Here is a 25,854-nt window from a genome sequence, read left to right as displayed (position 1 = left end):
TCTCACAATACTTTCCAACGTGAATTTCGCAACACCATTTTGAATTGCAAAGCATTTTTATTATTGATAAAATCGAAACCTGAAACGGTAACTGTATCTTTCCTAACGTCTGAAAATTGAATGTCGTAAACGTTTTTTTTCACTTTCAAAGAGTCGTTGTTAAAAGTGATAAGATTTGACGAGAATTCATTATCAAAAGCGCTTCCCGTGATGACGACCGACTTGCCAATATCATATTTCTCCAAAAAATCTTTCTGAACATCCACATAATACGGATTATCCCGGATGTACTTCTTCTCTTCAAGTTTTTCTTGCACTGTTGTATTACCATCATACCTTTCATCATTGCCGCAGACACCCAACATTCTTGAGGTGACAATAAAAAGCGTATCTTTTGGCTTCAGTTGACTTACAAATTCCTTAATGGCCTCCTCTTTCAGTTGTTTAGAATTCTCTACCTCTGTCTGCTTTCCGCCAGCATTTTTCTCACAACCTATCAGTATATTTGTCATTAAAATGATTTGTAAAATCTTGACAGCCATAGTATTAATATATTTTTTACGAGGTCACATGATTGTTTTATTTCTATGCAATATTTGATCCAAAACAATCAGCGAACGTGAACTTCAGAAATTTTTTAAAGTAAAGAATCTTTGTTATCTGATGGTTTTGGAATTTGCTCGCTGTTCATATTTGTCCTTAATCAAAATCGCTAGTTTTTTGGTCGCTTCGAAGATCAGAAGCCCCAAAAGCCAACCCGAAAGCACACCGCAAAGGATCCCTGCAAAGATCGCAATATTGTTTTCCCACCAATCCTTCATCGAGTTCACGATCAAAAAGAATATCAGGGAAATAATAGTGCTTCCTAAAATAGAAATGGATAGAAACAAGGTCTTAAAACCTTTGCTCACAGACCTTTGTTGCACACCGACCAAAACAGAGGCCGACAGAATACCGCCAGTAGCAAGGAAAAACAGAATAAGAAAAAAAATGATCACCAGAGCCGTCCCCACAATAAGTGCCAAAAGAAAAAACAAAGCACCCATTAATAGAAGCCATACTAAAAAATCATCATCGTTCCGGAAAGAATCTATCATATAAAAATCTGAAAATGAATAATGACTAAAACTTTGTAATAAAAGGTCTAAAATCATGGTATTTTTGTTTTTCTAAATTTAAAGATTTAAAATGAATTATAAAAAAACCGCACAGAAGATCTGCAGGCCAATATTTGAAAACCAGCATCAAACATTTTTTTCCAAGATCGACATTTGATCCAAAAGTCTTTTCTTCAAAAGAAAATAATTTCTCGCAGTGTAATATTGGTAACTATTGATCGCGAAAAATAGATGTTGTAGATCATCATTAAAATATTCGTTGTTATTAAAATAGATCAACTGGTTGTCCACGTAGTATTGCAGATCTTTGCAGGCCTCCTCAGTGATATCACTTTCCAATAAAGGATTTGTGAGGATGTTTTTTAGTTCATCTTTTAGTTTTGATTCGAGTGGAATGTGTTTTCTGAAGTTCTTTTTGATCTGTTCAAAAGGTGTCGTCACACTCACAAAAGCGTATGCGTCATTCAACTCCAGATATAACTTGAATTGTTCTTCATAAGATGCTTCGTAATTGACGAAATCAGAGTAATAAGTTCGAAACTCATATTCCCTATTCTGTTCCTTCGCTTTTCTCAAGAAATAATGATAGATATTGATGTCATTTGCGGTGACTTCTTCCTTCAAAGATCTGATCTCATTTTCTAACTTCGGGATCAGGTTTTTAGCTTCAGAAGCTTTATATTTCGTGCCGTCGTAGTCGAAGGTTTTTATCTTTAATTCCTTCTTGGAAATGGACTCAATTGTATTTTTGTCGTTTTCCAAGGCTATCAGATTGTATGCGATCTCCACTTTGTCTTTGCCAAAAAGCTCGTCGAAACTTAAATTTTCATCAGAAGGAATTGATGTTTCCAGATCAAAACGGTCCGGACTTTTGTTGTCATAATAATTATTAAAGATCTTGTCAAAGGTGTCTTTGTTGTAAGTGGTTTCGAATTCTTCTTTGAAGTGATCAAATTCCAGATTCGATCTTTCACTTTCATATTGGACATTTGAGAACAGTTTTTGGGTCAACTTCTCTTCCGTTTGTTCAAAATTTTTGAATAATGACCTTGCCGTCCTGTTATCAGATTCTTTTTGGATATTCAGTCTTCTAAGTCTGGCTACGCGGTCTTCTGTGGATGGATGCGATGCCCATTGGTTTTCTATATTCAGTTTCGATTTGTTGAAAATCCCTGCTTCCTCAAGTTTTACCACCGGAAGATCATGTTTCATTTCCAACTCGCTTTCCTTTGCCAAAAATCCCATGACGAAAGCTTGTTCTTTGTAAATGTTTTTGCTGGCTTTGCTATCCTTGATCTTGCTCTCGTAAAAATTGATGACGTTATTATAGGAATTGTCCGCCAGGTCCATTCTCAGAAGAGATTCTTCCAAAGCCAACGATCCAGCGATATTTGCAGCGACCTCATCGGCGTGGAATTCCATCTCTCTGGAAAGTGCCATATGTCTGATATTGACAAAAGAATACATCTTGGCCAGGACCCATTGGATTCCCTGGGTGAATTTCAGCGCCAACTCAGCAAAAATTGCAAAATAGCCACTCGCATTTGCCCAATTTTGAATCGTATTTCTGTAGGATTCATCGTCATTCACTAAATTAAAAATGATTTGATTCACGTTATAAACATAGCTTCCCACCTTCATCGATCTTTGGGAAAAATGACCGAATTCGTGGGCGATAATTGCCTTCAGTTCCTGTTTTGTACAAGCATTGACAAGTCCAATTCCGATGGTGAGGTTTTTCTTGATCGGTAAAAACATGCTCCAAAAAGTGGAATCGTAAAAAACACTTGCATTGACATCATAACTCAGGTAAACTTTTTTCGGAAAATCTGTTCCGGTTTCTTTCACGATCTCGCTGATCATGGCAAAAAGTTCAGGTTCGTCTCTTTGTGTTATTTCGGTGAGAAAACTTCTGTCGTTGATGTGTTTTTTGAAAAGAAATTTAATTAAAAAATAAAAGATCAACAATCCGAAACTCGCTAGTCCAAGTCCGATCATCAATGTGAAAAACATTGGCTTTGCGGCAATCATCATAATTCCTCCAGTCACGCAGGCGACCGTCAAGGCAATGGCTGAGATGAAAAGTAAGATATAAACAATGATGAAAAGGATGATAGAAAAAATGGCGGCTTGACCTTTCTTTCGGAAGTCATTTGAAGCTTGAATCAACATGGAATTTCAGTTAGTTATTAATTTTTAATAAAAATAAAAAAACCATTTAAAATTTTCGAATAATTTGACATTAAATTTAATTTCAAATAAAATCCACAAAAAAACCGCTTAGAAAAATCTGAACGGTTTAATGTTTATTTATATAGCTTCAAGACTACATCATTCCTGGCATTCCGCCGCCCATTGGCATTGCAGGTTCAGCACTTTTCACTTCAGTGATCACACATTCAGTTGTCAATAGCATTCCAGAAACAGAAGCTGCGTTTTCTAGAGCAACTCTAGTTACCTTAGTTGGATCGATGATACCAGCTTCAAGCATATTCACGTATTCATCAGTTTTTGCGTTGTAACCGAAATCTCCAGTTCCTTCCGCTACTTTCGCAACGATTACGGAACCTTCGCCTCCAGCATTGGTAACGATTTGTCTCAATGGCTCTTCAATCGCTCTTTTGATGATCTTGATACCAGTCGTTTCGTCAGGATTAGCACCTTCGAAGTTAAGGGCAGCAACTGCTCTTACCAAAGCAACACCACCACCAGCAACGATTCCTTCTTCTACAGCAGCTCTTGTTGCGTGCAATGCATCGTCAACTCTGTCTTTTTTCTCTTTCATTTCCACTTCAGAAGCAGCACCTACGTAAAGTACAGCTACACCACCAGCCAATTTAGCCAATCTTTCCTGAAGTTTTTCTCTATCATAATCAGAAGTGGTTGTTTCCATCTGAGCTTTGATCTGAGAAACTCTTCCTTTGATCTGAGCTTCTTCACCACCACCGTTTACAAGCGTCGTATTGTCTTTGTCTATCACTACTTTTTCAGCAGTTCCCAACATATCGATAGTGATATTTTCCATTGTGAAACCTCTTTCTTCAGAGATTACAGTTCCTCCTGTCAAGATTGCGATATCTTCCAACATTGCTTTTCTTCTGTCACCAAATCCTGGCGCTTTCACAGCCGCAATTTTAAGAGAACCTCTCAATTTGTTCACCACCAAAGTTGCTAAAGCTTCACCTTCAACTTCTTCACAGATGATCAAAAGAGATTTTCCACCTTGTGCAACTGGCTCAAGAACTGGTAATAATTCTTTCATAGATGAGATTTTTTTCTCAACCAATAAGATATAAGGATTTTCCAATTCAACTACCATTTTCTCTGGATTGGTCACGAAATATGGAGATTGGAAACCTCTGTCAAACTGCATTCCTTCTACAACATCTACCGTTGTATCCGTTCCTTTTGCCTCCTCAACAGTGATTACACCTTCTTTCCCTACTTTTCCAAAAGCTTCAGCGATCAAAGAACCGATCGTATCGTCATTGTTTGCAGAAATAGAAGCCACTTGTTTGATTTTTTCTGAGTTGTTTCCAACTTCCTGAGACTGAGACTTCAAGTTTTCAACCACAGCCAAAACAGCTTTGTCGATTCCTCTCTTCAAGTCCATTGGGTTTGCACCAGCGGCAACGTTTTTAAGACCTTCTCTTACGATAGCCTGAGCAAGAACTGTAGCGGTAGTTGTGCCATCTCCAGCAATGTCATTGGTTTTAGAAGCTACTTCTTTCACCATTTGAGCACCCATATTTTCTACTCTGTCTTCCAGTTCGATCTCTTTTGCAACTGTTACACCATCTTTGGTAACGTGTGGCGCACCGAAAGATTTCTCGATGACAACATTTCTACCTTTTGGTCCTAAAGTTACTTTAACTGCATTTGCCAATGCGTCAACACCTCTTTTCAAAGCGTCTCTTGATTCAATATCGAATTTAATTTCTTTTGCCATTTTTTGTTGTATTAATGTACTTTGTACAATGTATTAATGAATTTTGCATTCACGAAAACTTAAATCATTTTACGTGAGTAGCTTTTACTTTTTTTACAAATTTGTTACCCAATAATTCCTAAAAGATCGCCCTCTTTCACGATAAGATAATCTTTCCCTTCAAACTTAAGTTCTGTTCCTGAATATTTTCCATAAAGCACTTTGTCACCAACTTTTACAGTGGTTGGCTCATCTACTTTACCTGGACCAACTGCTACAACTGTTCCTTCTTGAGGTTTTTCTTTTGCAGTGTCTGGGATGATGATTCCTGATGCTGTTTTAGTTTCTGCAGGTGTTGGTTCTACCAAAACTCTGTCCGCTAATGGTTTGAAATTTACTGACATAATTATATTTGATTTTTTAATATTTATTCTCATTCCTACATCTCCAACAATGTGCCAACTTTGTTGATGGTTGATTGTTGATGGTTGATTGTTCGATTTGGCAGATTTTTATTTTGAGACTGAAATTTTGGCAGAAAAAAAAAGTCATTCGTTATGAATGACTTTTTTTAAGTTTTAAAAAATTAATTTTTCTTTCCAGCAGCCTGCATCGGATTCACTTTTCCACTTGCGCCACCTCTAGCAGTTTCTCTTTGAGACTGTTTGAAAACTTGGAATTTCGAAGGCGCCTCTGTTGACGAAGTTGCTGCCCAATAATTGTTGGAAGTGTCAATATCAGCGGTTTCTTTCATTGGATCCAATTGGATGGATTTTATTTTCTTCCCGAAATAGTAAGTCTTAGAAACCTTCTGCTCATTAGATCTCCAGATTTGAACATTGATTTTATCATTAAGTTTTGTTCCATCTTCAAAAGTGAATTCCAAAATAATTGGCATTACCAAACCTCCTTTATTTGTAAAATCGATTTGATAAGCGGTAATATTTTTATTAACACCATTCGTTTTTTCTTCATTTGATAATGATTGCGGCGTTTCAGTTTTTAAGATAAATTCTTTTGAAGCATCAATTTTCTCTTGTCCTCTATCATATCTGTAATAGAAATCCTGAACGTCTTTGTCGCCATCGACATAAAACTTGATGTTTTTATCTTCTCTGTTTTTGACTTTTGAAATGTCTTCAAATTCATTTTGAAGTGGCGCGTCGACTTTATATTTAATTTCTAATGCTTTTGTTGGAGTAACATCAAAAACAGGAAGAGCAACAGTCACTTTGTCAATAGCAATATCTACAGGATCAGTGCTGTAAAACCAACCTCTCCAAAACCAATCCAAATCTTCGCCGCTCGCATCTTCCATCGTTCGGAAAAGGTCAGCAGGTTCCGGATGACGGAACGCCCATCTTTGCGCATACGTTTTGAAAGCTTTATCGAAAAGTTCTCTTCCCATAATCGTTTCACGAAGAATATTCAATCCAGTCGCTGGTTTGGAGTAAGCGTTTGGTCCGAATCTCGCGATGTTTTCCGAGTTGGTCATAATGGGTTCCAATTCGTCTTTCGGAAGTTTCATATAATCTACGATGGTCCAAGCTGGTCCACGTTTGGAAGGGAATTTATTATCCCATTTTTCTTCTGTCAAATATTCTACAAAGGTGTTCAAACCTTCATCCATCCAAGACCATTGTCTTTCGTCTGAGTTGATGATCATTGGGAAAAAATTGTGTCCAACCTCGTGGATGATCACGCCCAACATTCCGTTTTTGATGGCTTCGGAATAAGTGCCGTCTTTTTCAGTTCGTCCATAATTGAAACAGATCATCGGATATTCCATTCCGTTGGAGGCTTCTACAGACTGCGCAACAGGATATGGATAAGGAATTGTGAATTCAGAATAAGTTTTGATGGTGTGAGCCACAGCTTTTGTAGAAAATTTTCTGTAAAGTCCATACGCTTCTTTTCCGTAAAAACTCATTGCCATCACTTTGTTGTTGTTTTCAGGAATCGTCACGCGCATTCCGTCCCAAACGAACTTACGAGAAGAACCCCAAGCAAAATCTCTGACATTTTCCGCTTCGAATTTCCAGGTTTTTCTTTCCTTAGATTTATTTTTCTCTGCTTTTTTAGCTTCATCAAGTGTTACGATTTCAACAGGTTCATTTGCGTTTTCAGCTTGCTTATACCTTGCTAATTGAGCCGAAGTCAAAACCTCACTGTAATTTTTACATTCTCCCGTACCACCAATGATGTGATCCGCAGGAACGTTCATTGCAACTTTGAAGTTTCCAAAGACCAAAGCAAATTCTCCACGACCTGTAAACTGGTGATTTTGCCAGCCGTGGAAATCACTGTAAACGCACATTCTTGGATACCATTGTGTCATGGTGTAAAGGTCGTTGCCGTCTTCTGGGAAGTTTTCGTAACCGCCGCGACCGCCTTTTTCCATTCGGTTCGGGATGTTGTAGTTCCAGTCCACCTTGAAAGTGAATTTCTCTCCAGCTTTCAATAGTTTCGGAAGATCGATTCTCATCATCGTTTTGTTCACGACGTATTTTATAGGAGAACCGTTGGCGTCCGTCACTTTTTCGAGATTTACACCGTAACCATCATCTTTAATAGGAAGTTCGGAAGTTTTTAATTTATCAATGTTTGCTCCTTTTGGCAATGTGGATGAAGCCGGATAATCTGCATTTTTTACAGAAGATTGCTGATTCTCATCCAGCTGAAGCCAGAGATATTCTAAGTTATCAGGCGAATTATTGTAGTAAGTAATCGTTTCAGAACCTTTCAGATTTCTTTTGTCTTCGTCCAAATAGGCGGAAATATCATAATCCGCACGTTGCTGCCAATACTGATTCCCTGGCGCTCCAGAAGCTGTCCTGTAGGTATTTGGCGTTGGAAGGATTGTTCCCAGCTGTTCAAATTTGTTCCCGTGATTGCTCCCTGGATTGTTCTGGATATTTTGTGCCGACGCACCAATTGAAATTAGAACTGAAAGTACAGCAATTTTAAATTTCATAATTAATAATTTTATTTGTTTTCAGGAAAAGCTAGCCACCAGTCTTCCATTGATTGTATAATTGGTAAAAAGGCAATGCCTTTTTCAGTTAATTTGTATTCTACTCTTGGGGGAATTTCAGCGTAAGCCGTTCTCAGAATAAGACCGTCATTTTCCAATTCTTTTAAAATCGTACTTAAGGTTCCCTGTGCTAGATTATCCAATTCTTTTTTCAGAACTCCGAATCTTTTTGGACATTCGTTACCGATGATTTTAATCAGAGAAATCTTCCATTTTCCGTTGATCATCTTCAAAGTATGTTCTGCGTAGCAATTATTTGCCAGAAAAAGAAAATTTTCCGTGCAGCTAACGAGTTCATTATCAGAATTAGTACTAAAATTCATACTGAGTCTATCTTTTCCACCTACTTGACTGCAGGTTTTGATGTTGTTACTTTTGAAGTCGTAAAGTTAAAATATTATCAATAAAAATGAGAAATTTTCAAGAGTTTAACAAGTGGTTGAGTTTAATTATCATTTCGATGTCGATTTTTTTATGTGTTCTGGATCTTTTTATTGTCAATATTGCGATTCCGTCTATTAGAAATTCCATTAATGCAAGTACAGCCGAAACGCAGTTTATTATTGTTTTTTACATCATCGGTTACGGTGCTTTTTTGATTACGGGAAGCAAAATAGGGAACAGATACGGACACAAGAAAACCTTCATCATTTCAATGTTCAGTTTCATGTTGTTTTCATTTTTTTGCGGAAGCTCTACTTCTGCAACTGCATTGAATATAAGTCGGCTTTTTCAGGGTATTTCAGCGGCTTTTATGGTTCCGCAAGGTGTTGCTTTGATATCCAATGTATTTACAGTTGAAGAAGAAAGAGTGAAAGCTCTAGGAATTTATGGTGCGATTGCAGGAATCGCTTCGGTTATAGGGCAGGTTTTGGGAGGGATCATTCCCGACCTTCATTTTAGTTTTGATGCGTGGCGACTTGTTTTCTTTATCAATATTCCGATTTCACTTTTGGTCATTATTTTGGCGAATAAATATCTGAAAGAAGTTGAAATTAAAACAAAAGAATCCATACAGATCTTTCCACAAATGATATTGATCACCCTTCTGATTATTTTGATGTACGAAATTGTCATCGGCGGCGAAGAAGGCTGGAAGACAAACAATATTCTGTTGCTGCTTTTTTCTGTTGCAGGCTTGATTATTTTTATTTTAAATCAGAAAAGGAAATTTAAAAAAGGAAAAGAGGTTTTGATCAATATGAAACCCTTTCTATATCCAAGTTTTAAAGTAGCACTTTTGGCGGCGGTGACTTATTATTTGGTTCAGGATTCTTATTTTTTCATCAACGCCATTTTTTTTGAAGAACATCATCATTTGAGTTCCACAACCACAGGATTATTGTTTACTTGTCAGGGAATTGGTTATGTTCTGGCATCTCTTTTATCTGTGAGATTTTTAAATAAATATCAGGAGAAATTTATTATTTTCGGCTTAGTTGTAATGATTTTAGGACTTACTGGTCATCTTTATGTTGTCAATTCAACGACAATCAATTTACAAGCAATATCTGCAGTTCTATTCTTCTACGGAATCGGGTGCGGAATTGTGTTGCCTTCTATGTTTACCAATGCGATGAGAAAATTGCCGTTCTCAGTCACTTCGCTTGCGAGCGGCGTTTATTTGACGATTCAGCAGATTTCTATCGGATTCGGGGTGAGTTTGGTTGGGCGGATTTATTTTAATTTTGATGATGGATATTTTATGGCAACTTTAGTCATGATTGTTTTACTGTTGATTACCATTAGCATATTTTTAATTTCAGATTTCAGATCAAAAAATAAACCTTCAAAATTTTAATTTCCAATTCATCAAATTGTAAAAAACAAATGGTCATTTTTCAGGATCAAAGGCGTAGGAAAATTATTAGTGAACAGCCCGCCAGTTCCCAAACCTTGTGGCATTGGATTTTTTTTGAGGTAGGTGTATTGTGCAATCGCATTTAGACCAATGTTGCTTTCCAATGCGGAGGTGATCCACCAATCGATATTATTTTTTTCCGCCAGATCGATCCATTCATCAGAGCCTGAAAAACCGCCGATCAGACTTGGTTTTAGAATAATGTATTGAGGCTTGATCTCTGTGAGGAGGTCTTTTTTGGAACCGATATTTAAAACGCCAATCAGTTCTTCGTCCAAAGCAATTGGCGTTGGCGTATTTTTGCAAAGTTCGGCCATCGCTTTCCAGTTTCCAGCTTGTATTGGCTGTTCGATGGAGTGGATTTCCAGTTCTGCCAATTCTTCCAAAACCAATTTTGCCTGTTCTGGAGAGAAAGCACCATTGGCGTCCACGCGAAGTTCAATCTGATCTTTCGGGAATTGATTTCTAATTGATTTGATGACTTCTTTCTCAGAATTCCAATCAACACCAATTTTAAGTTTGATGCACGTGAAATGATCTTTCAGTTTTTCCTCAATTTGAGATTGCATAAAATCGGCATTTCCCATCCAAATCAAACCATTGATCTTGATAGAATCTTTTCCTTCTGTAAAATCACTCGGGAAATAAATATCTTTTTCTTGATCAAGATTTGCAAGCGCCTGTTCGATCCCAAAAATAATCGATGGATGATTGATGAGTTCTTCCTGCAACTCTTCAAAACTCAAATTGATATTTCGGCAAGCCCATTCCAAAGCGTTTTCATAATCGTCATCGTCATCAAAACTCAATCCTCGGAAAAGTGCACATTCTCCAATTCCTTTTTTGTCATCTTCCGTGATCTCGATGAAATAAGTTTCTTTGGTATTCAAAATACCACGCGATGTTCCACTTGGCTGTTTGAAGTTTAAGATATATTGGTTGAATGTTGCAGTCTTCATCCTACAAAAATAAGAAAAGACCGAAGAAATCGGTCTTTTGTATGATTTAAAATAATTAATTCTAGTTTTGACTCACAGCTTTTGCCATAAATTCCTCAGCCTGCGTTACCATTGCGGCACTTCCACAGAAAAACGGAACACGCTGATGCAACTCTGTCGGTTCGATCTCCATGATTCTCTTGAAACCGTCGCTGCATTTTCCACCCGCTTGTTCAGCCAAGAAAGCCATTGGATTGGCCTCGTACAGCAATCTCAACTTTCCATTTGGAGAATGTGAGGTTTGCGGATAGATGTAGATCCCACCTTTCAACATATTTCTGTGAAAATCGGAAACCAAAGATCCGATGTAACGTGAAGTATAAGGTCTGTCGCCTTCTTCCTCCTGGCAATATTTGATATAATCTTTCACACCTTGAGGGAATTTGGCGTAATTTCCTTCGTTGATGGAATAGATTTTTCCTGTAGTTGGAAACTTGATGTTTTCGTGAGACAAGTAATAAGTCCCGATCGAAGGATCTAAAGTGAATCCATTAACGCCGTTTCCTGTTGTGTAAACGATCATTGTAGAAGAACCGTAAACCACATAACCTGCAGCCACCTGATTCACACCTTTTTGTAAGAAATCTCTCAATTCCACCGGACTTCCTGGATCAGAAACTCTTCTGTAAATTGAGAAAATTGTTCCTACAGAAACATTCACATCGATGTTGGAAGAACCGTCCAAAGGATCGATCAGAACGACATATTTGCTCAGGTGTGCGTTTTCTGTGCATTTAACCTCGATGAAATCATCACTTTCTTCAGATGCAATCCCGCAGACAACCTCTCTTTGAGAAAGTGCGGCGATGAAGATGTCATTGGCCAAAACATCCAGCTTTTGCTGATCTTCGCCTTGGATATTCATATTTCCAACGTTCCCAATGATGTCCGCAATTCCGGCTTTGTTCACTTCGCGGTTGACGATTTTTGTCGCAATTCTGATAGAACTGATAAGACGGGAAAGTTCTCCAGTAGAATATTTGAAATCATCCTGTTTATCGATGATGAATTCTCCCAGAGTTTGTAAAGCTTGCTTTGACATGTTTTTGATTTTCAGATTTACAAAACTATTATATTTTTTAATTAAATAAAACAAAATTTATCACTAATTGATGATACTTATCATATTCTTATTAATATGGTTTAATGTTTCATTCTGAGGCATTAAAAAAATCAATGTCAATTTTCATATTTCGTTCATTATTGATATTTTTGGGGGTTAATAATAAATTAACAATGTTGTCATATTAAAATCAACTGCTTTAAGTCTTAAAAATCTAATGAAAATCTACAAATTTGGTGGTGCATCTGTAAAAGATGCAGAAGGTGTGAAAAATGTGGCCTTGGTTCTGGAAACTCAAGGGTTTGAAAAATGTCTGTTGGTAGTTTCTGCAATGGGAAAAACGACGAATGCCTTGGAAAAGGTGGTCGAATATTATTTCAAGAAACAGGATTACCAGAAGGAGATCGAACTGATAAAGAACGACCACATCGCCATTGCAAAAGGTTTATTTTCAGAAAACCACCCGGTTTTCGGAGAGATCTCATTATTTTTTGATGACATCGACTCTTTCTTGCGAAGAAACAAATCTCCGAATTACAACTTCGTTTACGATCAGGTTGTAAGTTGTGGTGAGATGATCTCTTCTAAAATATTAAGCGAATATCTTAATGAAATTCAATTCTTTAACCATTGGTTGGACGCAAGAGATTACATCAAAACCGACAGCAATTATAGAGAAGGAATCGTCAACTGGCAGGAAACAGAACAGAATATTTCCAAATTGGATAAAATCAATTGTTACGTCACTCAAGGATTTATCGGTTCAGAAGCAAATAATTTTACAGTGACTCTTGGTCGTGAAGGTTCCGATTACACCGCAGCGATTTTCGCTTATTGCCTTAATGCTGACGAAATGACGATCTGGAAAGACGTTCCAGGTGTGATGACCGGTGATCCTAGGAAATTTGATAATGTAGAATTGTTGTCCTTCATTTCCTACGAAGAAGCAATCGAGATGGCTTATTACGGTGCATCTGTCATCCACCCAAAAACTTTGCAGCCATTGAAACAGAAAAATATTCCATTTTTTGTAAAATCCTTTGTAGAGCCGAAAGAACCGGGAACCAAGGTTGGGAATTCCACAGAAAATGAATCCATCGAAAGTTACATCCTGAAAGAAAATCAAACTTTGTTGAATGTTGAAACCCGCGATTTCTCTTTCATAGCCGAGGATCACATGAGTTTGATCTTCGCCCTTTTGGCAAAATATAAAATTAAAGTTTCTTTGATGCAGAATTCAGCAATTTCATTAGCTTTATGTTTGGAAGATAAATTCGGAACCGCGAATGAATTCAATGAGGAATTACAGCAGAGTTTCATCACACAAATGACGAAAAATGTATCCTTGTTTACCGTTAGAAATGCGGAATTGGACAAGTTAGAGAAATTCTACAAAGACAAAAAAGTACTTCTGGAGCAGATCTCCAAAAAAACCTTCCAAATGGTAACCATGTAAAAACACTATGAGCTTAATTTCCAAAGAAGACTTGATAAAAGCAGCCGGACTCGATAAAATTGGTTTTCTCAAGAGACCCGTTGCGTCCGCTATTATGAATCTTACCAAAATAAATGAGGTCAATGCACTTTATAACAAATTGATCCACACAAAAGGTGTGGAATTCTTTGATGAGTTTGTAAAGGCGCAAGAACTCAGCTATATTGTTTTTGCAGAAGACCTTTCCAAGATCCCTAAAACAGGACCTTTTATCATTGTTTCCAATCATCCTTTGGGTGCATTGGATGGGATATTGATGTGCAAGATCATTTTGAGTGTTCGTCCGGATTTCAAAGTGATGGGAAATTTCCTTCTATCCAAGATCAAACCGATGGAACCTTTTGTGATCTCTGTCAATCCATTTGAAGAGCGGAAAGACGCATACAGCAGTTCATCGGGAATGAGAGAAACTTTCAGACATTTATCGGAAGGTGGTTGTTTGGGAATTTTTCCCGCTGGCGAGGTTTCCAATAAGAATAATGAATACGGCGAGATCCTTGACAGACCATGGGGCAAAACCGCTTTAAAAATTATCAAGAAAGCAAAAGTACCAGTGGTTCCTATGTATTTCCATGCGACCAACAGCAAGATCTTTTATAATGTTTCCAAATTACATCCTGACCTGCAAACACTGATGCTACCTACAGAAATGATGCGCAAAAGAGACAAACCCATCAGGATCAGGATCGGAAAAGCAATCTCCGTGAAACAGATGGCAGAGGAGGAAACTATTGAAGAACTTGGCGATTATCTTTACAATAAGGTCTACATGCTGAAGTCCTACTATGAAAAGAGAAAAAGCATCACCGAGAAACTGAAACTGCCGAACATGGCACTCAAGCTTCCGCTGCAGAAACAAAATAATATCGTTCAAAATATCATCGATGCAACACCAACAGAAGATATCGTGAACGAAATCAATACGCTTAAAAGTACAGAAAACAAGAAACTTTTCTCGCACGGCGATTACGATGTATTCTTTACAACATCGGGCGAAATCCCCTTTATCATGAGAGAGATCGGACGTCAAAGAGAATTGACTTTCCGTGCTATTGGCGAAGGGACTAATCTCCCTTTTGACCTGGACGAGTACGACAACCATTATCACCATCTTTTCCTTTGGGATAATGCTGATAAAAAGCTGGTTGGCGCTTACAGAATGGCTTTGGGCTCCGAAGTGATGAAGAAGTTCGGGATAGATGGATTTTACACCAGTTCACTCTTCGAATATGATCCGGAATTGCAACCATTTTTCCGAAAGGTAATAGAAATGGGAAGAGCCTATATCTCGATCGAGTATCAACAAAAACCGTTTCCTTTATTCTTGCTTTGGCGGGGCATTGTCCATGTCTGCCTTAGAAATCCGGAACACAAATTCCTGATGGGTGGCGTGAGTATCAGCAACAAGTTTTCTGAATTCTCAAAATCATTGATGATCGAGTTTATGCGTTCTCATTATTACGATTCCGCTGTTGCGCAATATATCCATCCAAAGAATGAATTCAAGGTGGTGATGAAAGAGCGCGATAAAGCGTTGTTCTTCGAAGATATTGATGCCGACCTCAACAAATTGGATAAGATCATAGACGATCTGGAACCAGAGCTTAGATTGCCGGTTTTGATCAAGAAATATATCAAGCAAAATGCGAAAATGATCGCCTTCAACGTGGATCCAAACTTCAACGACGCCATTGATGGATTGATGTACATCCGGATCAGTGATCTTCCGGAAGATACGATAAAACCTGTTTTGGAAGAATTGAGTGACTTTTTCAAATCCCAAACTGAAAAAAAATCGTCTGAAAATCAATGATTTTTGTATAAATATTGACTAATTTCCAATATAATTTGCATCGTAAGGATAAAGGCTATATTTTTGCACCACTCAAAATAACAATGCGAGTGATGGTTTCTTAGCTCAGTTGGTAGAGCAATGGATTGAAAATCCATGTGTCCCTGGTTCGATCCCTGGAGAAACCACAATAGAATGTTTATTTTATAATTAACATTTGAAACTAATAAATGAGTTCATTGCTCAAAAAAAACAATGGTTTCTTAGCTCAGTTGGTAGAGCAATGGATTGAAAATCCATGTGTCCCTGGTTCGATCCCTGGAGAAACCACTTAAAACCGCCTAATTTTTAGGCGGTTTTTTTGTTTATGCATTTGAATCAACAAATGTTTTTACATTGTCAAACAAAGCAAGAAAGTAAAACTAATGGGAATCCCAAGTTACGGCGCATTGGACTATGGGAATGCGATCTACACGGATTTTGGATGCCAGGAATACCAGCTTCTATTGCCAACTTACAAAGTGATGCGTTTGCCAGAATATCCAATTGATAACATCAGAATTGAGCCTGATATTTATTTGGATCAATCAGTGGAAGATCGGTTGCAATTTGCAATCGACTATCTGGAAAATTAATTTAAATAAAAAATCCTGAATTTCAATATTCAGGATTTTATTTTATTGCTTCTTCTCCACTCTCACCGCATCGGGGACCATAATCTCATAATTACCACCGAAAGAGATGATCTCTCTCACAATGCTGCTGCTGATGTAGGATTTCCCGGACGACGTCAACAGAAAAATGGTCTCGATCGTGTTTTCTCGTGTCAAAGCCCGGTTGGTTTGTGCAATGGATTTTTCGAATTCGAAGTCAGCTGGATTGCGTAAGCCTCTCAAGATGAAATTCACATTTTTACTTTTACAATAATCGATCGTCAATCCTTCAAAATCATCCACTTCTACATTGGGGAAGTTTGCGAAAGATTTTCTAATGAACTCTTTACGTTGCTCCAGCGAGAACATATATTTTTTTTGAGAATTCTTTCCAATGGCGATGATGATCTTGTCAAACAGCGGAACGGCGCGCTCTACAATATCGTAATGTCCAAGTGTGATAGGATCGAACGATCCGGGGAAAACTGCGATTTTCATTTATTTCAGATTTAAAAAAATAAGCCAAAGACTTTTCTTTGGCTAAATTAATATTATTTTTTCAATGCTTTCTCAACTTCGCTTCCACAAAGGTCTTTGATGGAAATTCCGTAGATCTTCGCCTGTTGCGGTAGAATACTTGCCGGAGAAAACCCAGGATTGGTATTCATTTCCAAAAGATAAGGTATTCCGTCCACAATAATGAATTCTGACCTCGAAAACCCACTCATTCCAAGTGATTTATATGCCTTAATTGATATTTCTTCGACTTTTTTTGTCGTTTCTTCATCAATTCTTGCAGGCGTTATCTCCTGTGAAGCACCTTCGTATTTGGCCTCGTAATCAAAGAACTCTTTGTCAGGAATGATCTCCGTGATCCCAAGAACGATGACTTCACCTTTGTAATCCAAAACCCCCACAGAAACTTCAGTTCCGTTCAAGGCGCTTTCGATAAGGATCTCGTCGTCTTCTTTGTAAGCAATTTCAAGTGCAGTTTTCAGTTCGCTTTTTTCTTTCACTTTAGAAATTCCGAGAGAAGAACCACTTTGATTTGGCTTTACGAAAAGCGGTAATCCAAGCTCTTCTACGATTTTGTCATCAGAGATATCTTCACCTTTTCTTAGGCAAATACTTTTCGCTGATGGAATTCCGTATTTTGAAAGAACCGCCAAAGTATCTTTTTTATTGAAGGTCAATGCGCTTTGGTAAAAGTCACAACCTGTATATTTTTGTCCAACGGCGTCCCAATAAGCTTGCAGTATTCCGTTCTCGCCAGGCGTTCCGTGGATAATATTGAAACAAGCATCGAATTTCAAACTTTCCCCGTTTCCAAGGTCGGCAGAAAAATCAGCTTTGTTGATGGGTTTTTTATTGTCGTTTTCGTCTAGAAAATACCATTCATCCTTTAGAATGACCACTTTATAAACATTGTAAATTTCCCGATCCAAAGAATCGAAGATCAACTGTCCACTTTTCAGGGAAACTTTGTATTCATCAGAATATCCGCCCATTACGACGGCTATGTTTTTTTTGCTCATTCTAAAATTATCTTGGAAACAAATGTAAAAATTTTATGTAAAAAACGATGATTAAATCTTTCAAATTTTAAATAGCAGCTGAAATTGAATCATTAAAATAACAAAAAAAAACAAAATAGAAAGTTGACTGTAGAACTTCTCCTTTTGACAAAAAAAATGATAACTTCCAGTCTGTTAACAGAAAAGAAATGAACCCACCAAATCTTAAGTTTATCTTTGCTTCTGCATTAGCTGTTACCACTTGGTTTTGCGTCATTCTGCAGTTCTATATTTCTACTGATAGCTTCATTAATGTGATCAGTTACTTTACGATCCTCTGCAACTCTTTGATTGCGCTAAGCCTCACATTTTCTACTTTTTTCGCGAGGACTAAACTGGGAATCTTCTGTTCAAAACTATCCGTCAGAACGGCGATTGCTTTGTATATCTTCATCGTCTTTGTCGTTTACAATACGGTTTTGCGTGGCATCTGGAAACCAATTGGCTGGCAATTATTTTTGGATAACATGCTTCACGTCGTCATTCCAATTTCATATATTCTGTACTGGCTATTTTTTGTGGTCAAAGGAAAACTGAACTGGAAAAACGGTTTTTATTGGTTGATCTTTCCGCTCGCTTATTTGATTTATTCATTGATTCGCGGACCGATTGTCAATTGGTATCCCTACCCTTTTCTGAACGCTTCAAAACTTGGCTACGGACAGGTCAGCATTAATGTTTTAATAATGCTTCTGGTATTTTTAGCAAGCGGATCCGCGCTGATTGCCATTAATAATAAATTTGAGAAGAAATAATGATTTTAAAATCAATCAAAATGGGAAAGAAAGATCTGGAAAAATACATCAAAGACATTGGAACGCCGAGAGAATATTCCGACAGCAAATATCTGGTTTATGTGGAACTTTACAAAGCAGACAAAAAACTGAAAAAAAATAATCGCTGAACATTGCAAAGTCATCAAAGAACTGGAATTTGGTTATCTCTGCGAAGCGCATCTGCAAGCGAGTCCGGAGATCATCCGTTCTTTGTCTCTGAAAAACCATGCCGTTTACCAAATTGTGCGATTGGTGAAACTGCCTGGATATTAATTTTCAAAGCATCAAAACACGTTGCTTTTTCGACTTAAGGTTAAAGACCTAATTTGTCACAGAACAAGCTTTATTATTTTTTTGCTATCTTGAAATCTTAAAAAATCCAGTTTATGCAGAGAATTGTGAAGTTTCTATTATTATCCGGTCTGTCCATTTTTGTTTTTTCCTGCAAAGAGAACGAGCGGGAAAAACAATTGGACGCCAGGGAAAGATCATTATCAGAAAAAGAAAATATCTTCGCTCAAAAGGAAGCAGAGTTCGAAGCACTGCTGAAGATGAGAGACAGTTTATACACCAAAAAAAGCGACTCTGTCATTGTTCCCACGTGGCCTACAGAGATCCTGGGAAAATGGAACGGAAAAGTGATCTGCACAGAATCCACTTGCTCCGACTATGTGATCGGCGACCAAAGAACTGACGTTTGGGAATTTGTCAATGATTCTCTTCAAACATCCGTCAATGTCTACAGCAACAACAATCTGGTGCGAACTTACGCTGGAAAATTGGAAAATAACGAGATCAAACTCAACTTCAAAACTGATTCTACCGCTACCAAACTTGTGGATATGAATATTCTACTCAATGAGATCTCACCCGAAAAGATCCGAGGAAAAAGAAGAATCACGGTCAACAACAACTGTTCTGCCGTATTTTCTGTAGAATTGGTACGTCCTTCAAAATAAAAAATACACAAATGCTTTTAAGTATTCACAACCTCAGTCTTCCGTTGGAAGATCCTGTTCTGAAATTTTTGGTGGTTCTCATCATCATTCTCAGTGCGCCATTATTACTCAACAAGATCAAAGTTCCACATCTTTTGGGACTCATCATCGCTGGTGCCATCATTGGACCAAATGGTTTTAATGTTCTCTCGCGAGACAGCAGCATTGTCGTGACCGGAACTACGGGATTACTCTACATTATGTTTCTCGCCGGTCTGGAAATCGATATGGGCGATTTCAAAAAGAACAAATGGAAAAGCTTGACTTTTGGACTTTATACCTTCATTGTTCCATTTGTATTAGGGTTTGTAGGATCCTACTACCTTTTAGGATTTTCATTTTTGACCTCGGTTCTTTTTGCCAGTCTTTTTTCGTCACATACTTTGATCGCTTATCCTTTGGTCAGCAAATTGGGCGTTGCGAAGAATCTGGCCGTGAACATCACTGTTGGTGGAACTATGATTACCGACGTTCTTGCGTTATTGGTTTTGGCGGTTGTCGTGGGGATGTCGCAGGGAGAAGTGGGTAGTGAGTTTTGGATCAAGCTTTCCGCTTCTGTCCTGGCTTTCGGATTGGTGGTTTTATTAGTATTCCCAATCATCGGACGATGGTTTTTCAAGAAAGTTGACGATAAGATCTCGCAGTACATTTTTGTATTGGTAATGATCTACTTGGCGGCGCTCTTGGCAGAATTAGCAGGTGTTGAAGCTATCATCGGCGCGTTCTTGGCAGGATTGGCTTTGAATAGATTGATTCCGCACACTTCCTCATTGATGAATCGCGTGGAATTTGTTGGCAATGCGATCTTCATTCCTTTCTTTTTGATAAGTGTTGGGATGTTGATCGACTTCAAAGTGTTCTTCAAAAGTTGGGAAACCATTCAGGTGGCTTCTGTCATGCTGGTGGCTTCCATCTTAGGAAAATATGTGGCGGCCGTCCTTACTCAAAAAACTTTCCGACTGACGAAGCAAGAGGGAAAATTGATCTTTGGATTGAGTTCTGCGTCAGCCGCAGCCACACTAGCCGCGGTAATGGTTGGTTACAACATCATCCTTTCCGAAAGCGAATCTGGAGAACCGGTAAGACTATTGAACGAACACGTTTTGAACGGTAGTATTTTACTAATATTGATTTCGTGTACCATTTCATCCTTCATCTCAATGGCAAGTGCGGAGAAAATCGCGGAAGCAGAAAATGAAGATACTCTCACGGGAAACAATCACGAGCAGGAAAATATCCTTCTGACCCTTAATTATGAAGGAATGGTCGATAAGACTGTAAACCTTGGATTGCTGGTGAAAAATCATTCCAACACAGAAAATATGTTCGGCCTGAATGTCATTAATGAAGATAAAAATGAATCATCCATCAAAAATGCAGAGAAGATCTTGAATTATGCCGTAAACACCGCTTCTGCAGCAGACGTGAAATTAAAGCCTCTAACACGTTATGACAACGACGTGATCAACGGAATCAACAATGTGGTGAAAGAACAGAAGATCACCGACCTGATCATTGGATTGGAAGATGAGAAAGGATTCTCCGCGTCATTCGCTGACAATCTTTACAATGGTTATTTGCAGAATGATGACATCAACATCTTTGTTTATCACGCTGCACAACCACTTTCCACTGTTAAGCGTTATCTGGTGATGATTCCCGAGAATGCGCATCTGGAATCTGGATTCTTCCATTCCTTGGCAAGAGTGTGGAATATCGGTAAAAACTCTGGCGCCGTGATCAGTTTTTATGCGCCTGAAAATATCATTACTATTTTGAAGAAAATCATCAAGAAAGTGAATATCGAAGCAGATTTCATTGTTACGGAAGCTTGGGCAGATGCAGAGAAGAAAGCGGAAAAGATAAAGGACAACGAAGGACTGATCCTGATCCTTGCCAAACGTGGCATGAGGTCTTACTTTCCTAGGATGCGATACATTCCGGATTTCCTCAATACAAAACTTCCGAACAAGAATTATCTGCTGATCTATCCATATTCCAAGAGGGATAATGACAATACAGAAATCCGGTCCGTCCGAAACCATGATGATTTTGTGGAAATCGGGAATATCATCAAGAAGATCTTCAGATAGGATTTTCATTTAAACATCAAACAACAAAAAAACCATCCTGATTAGGATGGCTTTTAAACTTTTAAAATAAGTTGGATCTTAGTCGATAATTTCATATTCGATTGCGATTGTACCTTTTCTGGTGTCGCCTATCGAATCAAATGCAGCTTTCGAGAGATCAAAGGCTCTAGATGAGTGGTATGGTCCTCTGTCGTTAACTCTAACTACAACACTTTTCCCAGAGATCAAATTTGTAATTTTTACTTCTGTCCCAAAAGGAAGTGTTTTATTAGCAGCGGTCATTGCTTTGTTACTGAAAATTTCACCGCTTGCTGTTTTCCTACCATTAAACTTATCGTGGTAGAACGATGCAAAACTTGTTTTAGCATCTGTGGCATAACTCTTGAAAGAATAAATACCAAGTGTGGAAATCATCATTATGACTACAAGAAGAATTCTTTTTATCATGTTGAATTTTTATTGGTTTTGACTCCGCAAAGATACCAGGAATGACTTTTCGAACCACACTTTCTGGCAAACCCCGCATCAAATGGGCTTTTTCCAAATTTCCAATCCTCTACAAGTACTTACTGTAAGTCAATCACAAGATTTGTTAAAATATGTTAATTTAATTTAGATTTTGTTAATTAATTACAATCAGGTGGAATTACACAAAACACACAACTAACTAAACAACAAATACTTAAATAAAAAATTACAATTTAAAACCCTTACTTAATTTACACATTTAATAATTCTAAAGCTTTTTTAGCTAAAATAACTTAATAATTAATCTTAATAACAATTATTTAATCTTCAGATTAGATATATTAATATAAAATCGACAATAATTTATATTAAAAGCTAATACCAAGCATCAATAGCACTTCAATAAATTGATTTTCAGTGAATTAAATAAAATTGAGTGAAATTTTAACAGAAATAAAAAAAGCCTTCAAAATATGAAGGCTTAATTATTATTTAAAATTACATTTAAACGAGTTCTCCGTACAAATCAAAATCTTCTGCAGAAGTAATTTTGACGTTTGCAAATTCACCAATTGAGATATAGACATCTTTCGCAGGAACCAAAACAGTATTATCAACATCTGGTGAATCGTATTCTGTTCTACCGACGAAATAATCGCCTTCTTTTCTATCGAAGATACATTTGAAGGTTTTCCCGATCTTTTCCTGATTCTTCTCCCAAGAGATCTGCTGCTGAATCTCCATGATCTGCTCTACTCTGCTTTGTTTCTCTTCGTCAGAAATAATATCTTCTAAAACGTAAGCCGTTGTATTTTCTTCGTGGGAATAAGTGAAACAACCCAAACGGTCGAATCTCTGGTCTCTTACCCATTGTTTCAATTCTTCGAACTTCTCTTCTGTCTCACCAGGGAAACCAACGATCAATGTGGTTCTAATCGCCATATCCGGCACTTTCTCACGGAATTTATCCAAAAGCGCATTTGTTTTTTCGAACGTTGTTCCACGTTTCATGGCTTTCAAAAGTTCTGTATTGATGTGCTGAAGTGGAATATCGATGTAGTTGCAGATCTTCGGTTCAGTTCGGATGATATCCAGAACATCTTCTGGGAAACCTGTTGGAAAAGCATAATGAAGTCTGATCCACTCGATGCCTTCTACTTTTATCAATTCCTGAAGTAATTCTCCCAGAGCTCTTTTCTTATAAATATCAAGTCCATAAAAAGTAAGATCTTGAGCGATTAGAATCAATTCTTTCACACCTTTCTTAGCTAATTTCTGAGTTTCGATGACCAATTTTTCGATTGGTGTAGAAATGTGATTTCCTCTCATCAACGGGATTGCGCAGAACGAACAAGGTCTGTCGCAGCCTTCGGAAATTTTGAGGTAAGCGTAATGCTTTGGTGTGGTCGTCAATCTCTCGCCCACCAATTCGTGTTTGTAATCGGCACCAAGATGTTTCAACAAAATAGGAAGATCGCGAGTCCCGAAATATTGGTCCACATCTGGAATCTCACGGATCAAGTCCGGTTTGTATCTTTCAGATAGACAACCTGTCACGAAAACCTTTTCTACAAGACCTTGATTCTTCAGGTCCACATATTCCAAGATCGTGTTGATGCTTTCTTCTTTCGCATTGTCAATAAATCCACATGTATTGATCACTACAATATCACCCTTCTCCTCGTGGACCACTTTTTTGCCATTGGCTTCCAGCTGACCCATAAGTACTTCTGAGTCATAGACGTTTTTGGAACATCCTAGAGTGACAATATTTATTTTTTTCTTACCTGTTGATTTAGTACGCATTGATGAAAATTTGAGGTTGCAAATTTAGGAATAAAAAAAGGAATCAATCTGACTCCTTTTTATTTGTATTTATTAAAAATTACCGTCTTTAAAAGTGGGTGATAATTTATCTTTTTCTGATAGTTGGACGTCTTCCTCTGGTAGTTGCCAGTCGATTTTAAGGTCTGTATCATTCCACAAAACACTTCCTTCTGACTCTTTGCTGTAGAAGTTATCACATTTGTATGCGAAGGTTGCTTTCTCACTCAGAACAGAAAAGCCATGTCCAAAACCGCGCGGGACATATAATTGCAATTTGTTCTCATCCGTAAGTTCTATCCCAAACCATTTACCGAATGTTGGCGAATCTTTTCTTAGATCAACAGCAACGTCAAAGACCTTTCCTTCCAAGCAAGAAACTAGTTTGGCTTGTGCATTCTCTCCCTTCTGCAGGTGTAAACCACGCAAAACACCATAGCCCGACCGGGAAATATTATCTTGTACAAAGTGACCGTTAAGACCTGTAAGTTCCTCGAACTTTTTCTCATTGAATTTCTCAAAGAAGTAGCCTCTATCATCTTCATAAATCGTAGGTTCTATGATGTAACAATCCTTCAGCGGCGTTTCTTTTAATTTCATAAATTATTTCCTGTTTATTCTTTCCAGCTCCTTATCAAAAACAGCTTTTTTAAGAGCAGAACTTGAAAATCGATGGTCTCTTTTATTGTAATAGATTTGAATGCCTTTTTCTTCACAATATTCTTTTCCAGTAAAATTGACATCTTTATAATCATCTCCAATAATCCCAACATCAATCACAAAAGATTTTAGAATATCCATAAGATCTTCCTCTGTATTATAAGGAATGATCTCATCTACGGAACGACAGGCCTTCAATTGAATGTATCTTTCAACAACTGACTGGGTCGGTTTATTTTTAAAAGTTCTATCGATAGTGGGATCAATCTGCAAGCCAACAATTAGATGATCACAAATGGTCTTTGCCTCCTCCAACATTTTTATGTGTCCAGCGTGAAGCAGGTCAAACGCAGAAAAGGTAATACCAATTTTATCTGTTTTCATAATAAAAACACTTTAGTTACTGTTCATAGTCATGACAACTTTGATTGTTCGAAAGATAATCTCAATATCTAATCTTGGGGAGTAGTTTTTGATATAATAAAGGTCATATTCCAACTTTTTTAGATTATCGTCTGGAGTAGCTTTTGGAAGATTGACTTGTGCCCATCCTGTAACTCCCGGTTTTATAACATGTCTAAGGTCAAAATAAGCATTTTCCTCATTGTACATATCTACAAATTCTGGTCGCTCTGGTCTAGGTCCAATCAGACTCATATCACCTATCAAAATGTTATAAAGTTGAGGTAGCTCATCGATCTTCGACAATCTCAAAAATTTACCTACTATTGTAATTCTATCGTCATTAGACGTTGTATACCCTCCATTATGTTTGGATTTCATCGTTCTAATTTTATAGATCTTAAACTTCTTGGAACCAATTCCAATCCTTTCCTGAACAAATAGAACATTACCTGATGACGAGATCAAAGTCAAGAGACAACCAAAAAAAACTAACGGTAAAGCTACAGGCAATATGGTCATCACGACCAGAAGGTCTATAATTCTCTTCGACGACAGTCCAGAATGGTGTTTCAAACCGATTGAAAAAATATCATCAGCTAAATATTCATTAGAACTAAGTTTTACGAGAGGTATTCGTCTATTAACAATCTCATAAAATTCTTGGGCATCAAAAACTCTTACACCATTAAGTCTTGCATCAATTATATCGTTTGTTAAATTTTCTGGCAAATGGTTAAGATTTGAAGTTTCGATTACAATTGTCTTAATATTCAAACGGTTTACATATTCCAAAATACTTTTTGTATTTTTTTCGGAATTATATCTAATCACTTTAAATGATTTTTTCAGTTTGTTACCACGAAAAAGTTTCAAAGAGATATCACTTACATTTATAAATAGACATCTTTCGACAGGATTAGATACTTTCAAATAAGTTTTTACTTTCATAAAACTTTACTTTACGAACTAATCCAAAAGGAATAGTATTTTCTTCTTTTCATCATTGTTTTTTTTCATAGTTTTTGTGCAAATATATTAAAATTTGGTAGATATTTAATACCATAAAAGATAGTCATCAAAATTTAATTATATGAAATTATGTGCAGCTTGCAAA

At 37.4% G+C, this 25,854-nt stretch carries 24 protein-coding genes and 2 tRNA genes; 10 read left to right on the top strand and 16 right to left on the bottom strand.

The features are described from left to right. Positions 1–2: 2 nt before the first annotated feature. From AXA65_RS01560 to AXA65_RS01530, 7 genes are all read right to left on the bottom strand, one after another. Complete coding sequence (locus tag AXA65_RS01560) at positions 3–512, bottom strand: hypothetical protein (RefSeq protein ID WP_063968381.1); 510 nt, start codon at positions 510–512, stop codon at positions 3–5. Positions 513–656: 144 nt separating this feature from the next. After that, a complete protein-coding gene (locus AXA65_RS01555; RefSeq protein WP_131797733.1) occupies positions 657–1,154 on the bottom strand; it encodes a hypothetical protein in 498 nt (165 codons plus the stop codon). Between the two features lie 90 nt (positions 1,155–1,244). Next, positions 1,245–3,290 (bottom strand): M48 family metalloprotease, encoded by a 2,046-nt coding sequence (locus tag AXA65_RS01550; protein ID WP_063968379.1) that lies wholly within the window; start codon positions 3,288–3,290, stop codon positions 1,245–1,247. A 154-nt stretch (positions 3,291–3,444) separates the two neighbouring features. Next, positions 3,445–5,067, bottom strand: coding sequence for a chaperonin GroEL (groL, locus tag AXA65_RS01545; RefSeq protein ID WP_063968378.1), 1,623 nt, complete (start codon positions 5,065–5,067; stop codon positions 3,445–3,447). A 104-nt stretch (positions 5,068–5,171) separates the two neighbouring features. Beyond that, a complete protein-coding gene (gene groES, locus AXA65_RS01540; RefSeq protein ID WP_034977079.1) occupies positions 5,172–5,450 on the bottom strand; it encodes a co-chaperone GroES in 279 nt (92 codons plus the stop codon). Positions 5,451–5,632: 182 nt separating this feature from the next. Further along, entirely contained in the window at positions 5,633–8,020 is a 2,388-nt protein-coding gene (locus AXA65_RS01535; RefSeq protein WP_063968377.1) for a M1 family metallopeptidase, read from the bottom strand. An 11-nt stretch (positions 8,021–8,031) separates the two neighbouring features. After that, positions 8,032–8,403 carry a winged helix-turn-helix transcriptional regulator gene (locus AXA65_RS01530; protein WP_063968376.1) on the bottom strand — a complete coding sequence of 124 codons (372 nt, stop codon included), beginning with the start codon at positions 8,401–8,403 and terminating at the stop codon, positions 8,032–8,034. Positions 8,404–8,489: 86 nt separating this feature from the next. Here AXA65_RS01530 and AXA65_RS01525 point away from each other — a divergent pair, with 86 nt between their 5' ends. Continuing rightward, the gene (locus tag AXA65_RS01525; RefSeq protein WP_063968375.1) at positions 8,490–9,881 is read left to right on the top strand and encodes an MFS transporter; all 1,392 of its coding nucleotides are present in this window, start codon (positions 8,490–8,492) and stop codon (positions 9,879–9,881) included. Positions 9,882–9,892: 11 nt separating this feature from the next. On the opposite strand, the gene AXA65_RS01520 is transcribed toward AXA65_RS01525, so the two are convergent. After that, positions 9,893–10,900, bottom strand: a complete 1,008-nt coding sequence (locus AXA65_RS01520; RefSeq protein WP_063968374.1) for an o-succinylbenzoate synthase — start codon at positions 10,898–10,900, stop codon at positions 9,893–9,895. Between the two features lie 61 nt (positions 10,901–10,961). After that, positions 10,962–11,981: a class 1 fructose-bisphosphatase gene (gene fbp, locus AXA65_RS01515; RefSeq protein ID WP_063968373.1), complete on the bottom strand. Its 1,020-nt coding sequence runs from the start codon at positions 11,979–11,981 to the stop codon at positions 10,962–10,964. Between the two features lie 238 nt (positions 11,982–12,219). Here fbp and AXA65_RS01510 point away from each other — a divergent pair, with 238 nt between their 5' ends. From AXA65_RS01510 to AXA65_RS01490, 5 genes are all read left to right on the top strand, one after another. Further along, on the top strand, positions 12,220–13,458 hold the full coding sequence (locus AXA65_RS01510; protein WP_063968372.1) for an aspartate kinase: 1,239 nt from the start codon (positions 12,220–12,222) through the stop codon (positions 13,456–13,458). A gap of 7 nt (positions 13,459–13,465) precedes the next feature. Further along, positions 13,466–15,310 carry a lysophospholipid acyltransferase family protein gene (locus AXA65_RS01505; RefSeq protein WP_063968371.1) on the top strand — a complete coding sequence of 615 codons (1,845 nt, stop codon included), beginning with the start codon at positions 13,466–13,468 and terminating at the stop codon, positions 15,308–15,310. Between the two features lie 94 nt (positions 15,311–15,404). Next, positions 15,405–15,477, top strand: a tRNA-Phe gene (locus AXA65_RS01500). 69 nt (positions 15,478–15,546) lie between these two features. Further along, positions 15,547–15,619, top strand: a tRNA-Phe gene (locus AXA65_RS01495). A 95-nt stretch (positions 15,620–15,714) separates the two neighbouring features. After that, on the top strand, positions 15,715–15,924 hold the full coding sequence (locus tag AXA65_RS01490) for a hypothetical protein (RefSeq protein ID WP_063968370.1): 210 nt from the start codon (positions 15,715–15,717) through the stop codon (positions 15,922–15,924). A 42-nt stretch (positions 15,925–15,966) separates the two neighbouring features. On the opposite strand, the gene coaD is transcribed toward AXA65_RS01490, so the two are convergent. Next, the gene (gene coaD / locus AXA65_RS01485; RefSeq protein WP_063968369.1) at positions 15,967–16,440 is read right to left on the bottom strand and encodes a pantetheine-phosphate adenylyltransferase; all 474 of its coding nucleotides are present in this window, start codon (positions 16,438–16,440) and stop codon (positions 15,967–15,969) included. Between the two features lie 53 nt (positions 16,441–16,493). Then, the gene (locus AXA65_RS01480; RefSeq protein WP_063968368.1) at positions 16,494–17,477 is read right to left on the bottom strand and encodes a D-alanine--D-alanine ligase; all 984 of its coding nucleotides are present in this window, start codon (positions 17,475–17,477) and stop codon (positions 16,494–16,496) included. A 188-nt stretch (positions 17,478–17,665) separates the two neighbouring features. Between AXA65_RS01480 and AXA65_RS01475 the strand changes: the two genes are divergently transcribed. From AXA65_RS01475 to AXA65_RS01465, 4 genes are all read left to right on the top strand, one after another. Continuing rightward, complete coding sequence (locus AXA65_RS01475; RefSeq protein ID WP_063968367.1) at positions 17,666–18,271, top strand: Pr6Pr family membrane protein; 606 nt, start codon at positions 17,666–17,668, stop codon at positions 18,269–18,271. A gap of 20 nt (positions 18,272–18,291) precedes the next feature. After that, positions 18,292–18,420, top strand: a complete 129-nt coding sequence (locus AXA65_RS20350) for a hypothetical protein (RefSeq protein WP_256333802.1) — start codon at positions 18,292–18,294, stop codon at positions 18,418–18,420. A gap of 258 nt (positions 18,421–18,678) precedes the next feature. Further along, a complete protein-coding gene (locus AXA65_RS01470) occupies positions 18,679–19,251 on the top strand; it encodes a hypothetical protein (protein WP_063968366.1) in 573 nt (190 codons plus the stop codon). An 11-nt stretch (positions 19,252–19,262) separates the two neighbouring features. Next, on the top strand, positions 19,263–21,383 hold the full coding sequence (locus tag AXA65_RS01465; RefSeq protein WP_063968365.1) for a cation:proton antiporter: 2,121 nt from the start codon (positions 19,263–19,265) through the stop codon (positions 21,381–21,383). A gap of 78 nt (positions 21,384–21,461) precedes the next feature. On the opposite strand, the gene AXA65_RS01460 is transcribed toward AXA65_RS01465, so the two are convergent. The 5 genes from AXA65_RS01460 to AXA65_RS01440 all read right to left on the bottom strand — a co-directional run bounded on the left by AXA65_RS01460 (position 21,462) and on the right by AXA65_RS01440 (position 25,688). Next, complete coding sequence (locus tag AXA65_RS01460) at positions 21,462–21,830, bottom strand: septal ring lytic transglycosylase RlpA family protein (RefSeq protein ID WP_063968364.1); 369 nt, start codon at positions 21,828–21,830, stop codon at positions 21,462–21,464. Positions 21,831–22,355: 525 nt separating this feature from the next. Continuing rightward, a complete protein-coding gene (gene rimO / locus AXA65_RS01455) occupies positions 22,356–23,657 on the bottom strand; it encodes a 30S ribosomal protein S12 methylthiotransferase RimO (protein ID WP_063968363.1) in 1,302 nt (433 codons plus the stop codon). Positions 23,658–23,729: 72 nt separating this feature from the next. Further along, on the bottom strand, positions 23,730–24,275 hold the full coding sequence (gene rfbC, locus AXA65_RS01450; protein WP_063968362.1) for a dTDP-4-dehydrorhamnose 3,5-epimerase: 546 nt from the start codon (positions 24,273–24,275) through the stop codon (positions 23,730–23,732). 3 nt (positions 24,276–24,278) lie between these two features. Next, on the bottom strand, positions 24,279–24,719 hold the full coding sequence (locus AXA65_RS01445; protein ID WP_063968361.1) for an adenylyltransferase/cytidyltransferase family protein: 441 nt from the start codon (positions 24,717–24,719) through the stop codon (positions 24,279–24,281). Between the two features lie 12 nt (positions 24,720–24,731). Then, positions 24,732–25,688, bottom strand: coding sequence for a sugar transferase (locus tag AXA65_RS01440; protein WP_086048031.1), 957 nt, complete (start codon positions 25,686–25,688; stop codon positions 24,732–24,734). Positions 25,689–25,854: the final 166 nt, after the last annotated feature.

Origin of the sequence: Chryseobacterium sp. FP211-J200 (genome assembly GCF_001643375.1) — a bacterium.
Classification (GTDB): domain Bacteria; phylum Bacteroidota; class Bacteroidia; order Flavobacteriales; family Weeksellaceae; genus Epilithonimonas; species Epilithonimonas ginsengisoli.
Note: the sequence above shows the minus strand (reverse complement) of the source record. Positions and strands in the feature narration are given on the sequence as shown.

Coding starts and splice junctions, on each gene's coding strand:
- AXA65_RS01560 (WP_063968381.1), bottom strand. CDS start 512: ATGACAAATATACTGATAGGTTGTGAGAAAAATGCTGGCGGAAAGCAG.
- AXA65_RS01555 (WP_131797733.1), bottom strand. CDS start 1,154: ATGATTTTAGACCTTTTATTACAAAGTTTTAGTCATTATTCATTTTCA.
- AXA65_RS01550 (WP_063968379.1), bottom strand. CDS start 3,290: ATGTTGATTCAAGCTTCAAATGACTTCCGAAAGAAAGGTCAAGCCGCC.
- groL (WP_063968378.1), bottom strand. CDS start 5,067: ATGGCAAAAGAAATTAAATTCGATATTGAATCAAGAGACGCTTTGAAA.
- groES (WP_034977079.1), bottom strand. CDS start 5,450: ATGTCAGTAAATTTCAAACCATTAGCGGACAGAGTTTTGGTAGAACCA.
- AXA65_RS01535 (WP_063968377.1), bottom strand. CDS start 8,020: ATGAAATTTAAAATTGCTGTACTTTCAGTTCTAATTTCAATTGGTGCG.
- AXA65_RS01530 (WP_063968376.1), bottom strand. CDS start 8,403: ATGAATTTTAGTACTAATTCTGATAATGAACTCGTTAGCTGCACGGAA.
- AXA65_RS01525 (WP_063968375.1), top strand. CDS start 8,490: ATGAGAAATTTTCAAGAGTTTAACAAGTGGTTGAGTTTAATTATCATT.
- AXA65_RS01520 (WP_063968374.1), bottom strand. CDS start 10,900: ATGAAGACTGCAACATTCAACCAATATATCTTAAACTTCAAACAGCCA.
- fbp (WP_063968373.1), bottom strand. CDS start 11,981: ATGTCAAAGCAAGCTTTACAAACTCTGGGAGAATTCATCATCGATAAA.
- AXA65_RS01510 (WP_063968372.1), top strand. CDS start 12,220: ATGAAAATCTACAAATTTGGTGGTGCATCTGTAAAAGATGCAGAAGGT.
- AXA65_RS01505 (WP_063968371.1), top strand. CDS start 13,466: ATGAGCTTAATTTCCAAAGAAGACTTGATAAAAGCAGCCGGACTCGAT.
- AXA65_RS01490 (WP_063968370.1), top strand. CDS start 15,715: ATGGGAATCCCAAGTTACGGCGCATTGGACTATGGGAATGCGATCTAC.
- coaD (WP_063968369.1), bottom strand. CDS start 16,440: ATGAAAATCGCAGTTTTCCCCGGATCGTTCGATCCTATCACACTTGGA.
- AXA65_RS01480 (WP_063968368.1), bottom strand. CDS start 17,477: ATGAGCAAAAAAAACATAGCCGTCGTAATGGGCGGATATTCTGATGAA.
- AXA65_RS01475 (WP_063968367.1), top strand. CDS start 17,666: ATGAACCCACCAAATCTTAAGTTTATCTTTGCTTCTGCATTAGCTGTT.
- AXA65_RS20350 (WP_256333802.1), top strand. CDS start 18,292: ATGGGAAAGAAAGATCTGGAAAAATACATCAAAGACATTGGAACGCCG.
- AXA65_RS01470 (WP_063968366.1), top strand. CDS start 18,679: ATGCAGAGAATTGTGAAGTTTCTATTATTATCCGGTCTGTCCATTTTT.
- AXA65_RS01465 (WP_063968365.1), top strand. CDS start 19,263: ATGCTTTTAAGTATTCACAACCTCAGTCTTCCGTTGGAAGATCCTGTT.
- AXA65_RS01460 (WP_063968364.1), bottom strand. CDS start 21,830: ATGATAAAAAGAATTCTTCTTGTAGTCATAATGATGATTTCCACACTT.
- rimO (WP_063968363.1), bottom strand. CDS start 23,657: ATGCGTACTAAATCAACAGGTAAGAAAAAAATAAATATTGTCACTCTA.
- rfbC (WP_063968362.1), bottom strand. CDS start 24,275: ATGAAATTAAAAGAAACGCCGCTGAAGGATTGTTACATCATAGAACCT.
- AXA65_RS01445 (WP_063968361.1), bottom strand. CDS start 24,719: ATGAAAACAGATAAAATTGGTATTACCTTTTCTGCGTTTGACCTGCTT.
- AXA65_RS01440 (WP_086048031.1), bottom strand. CDS start 25,688: ATGAAAGTAAAAACTTATTTGAAAGTATCTAATCCTGTCGAAAGATGT.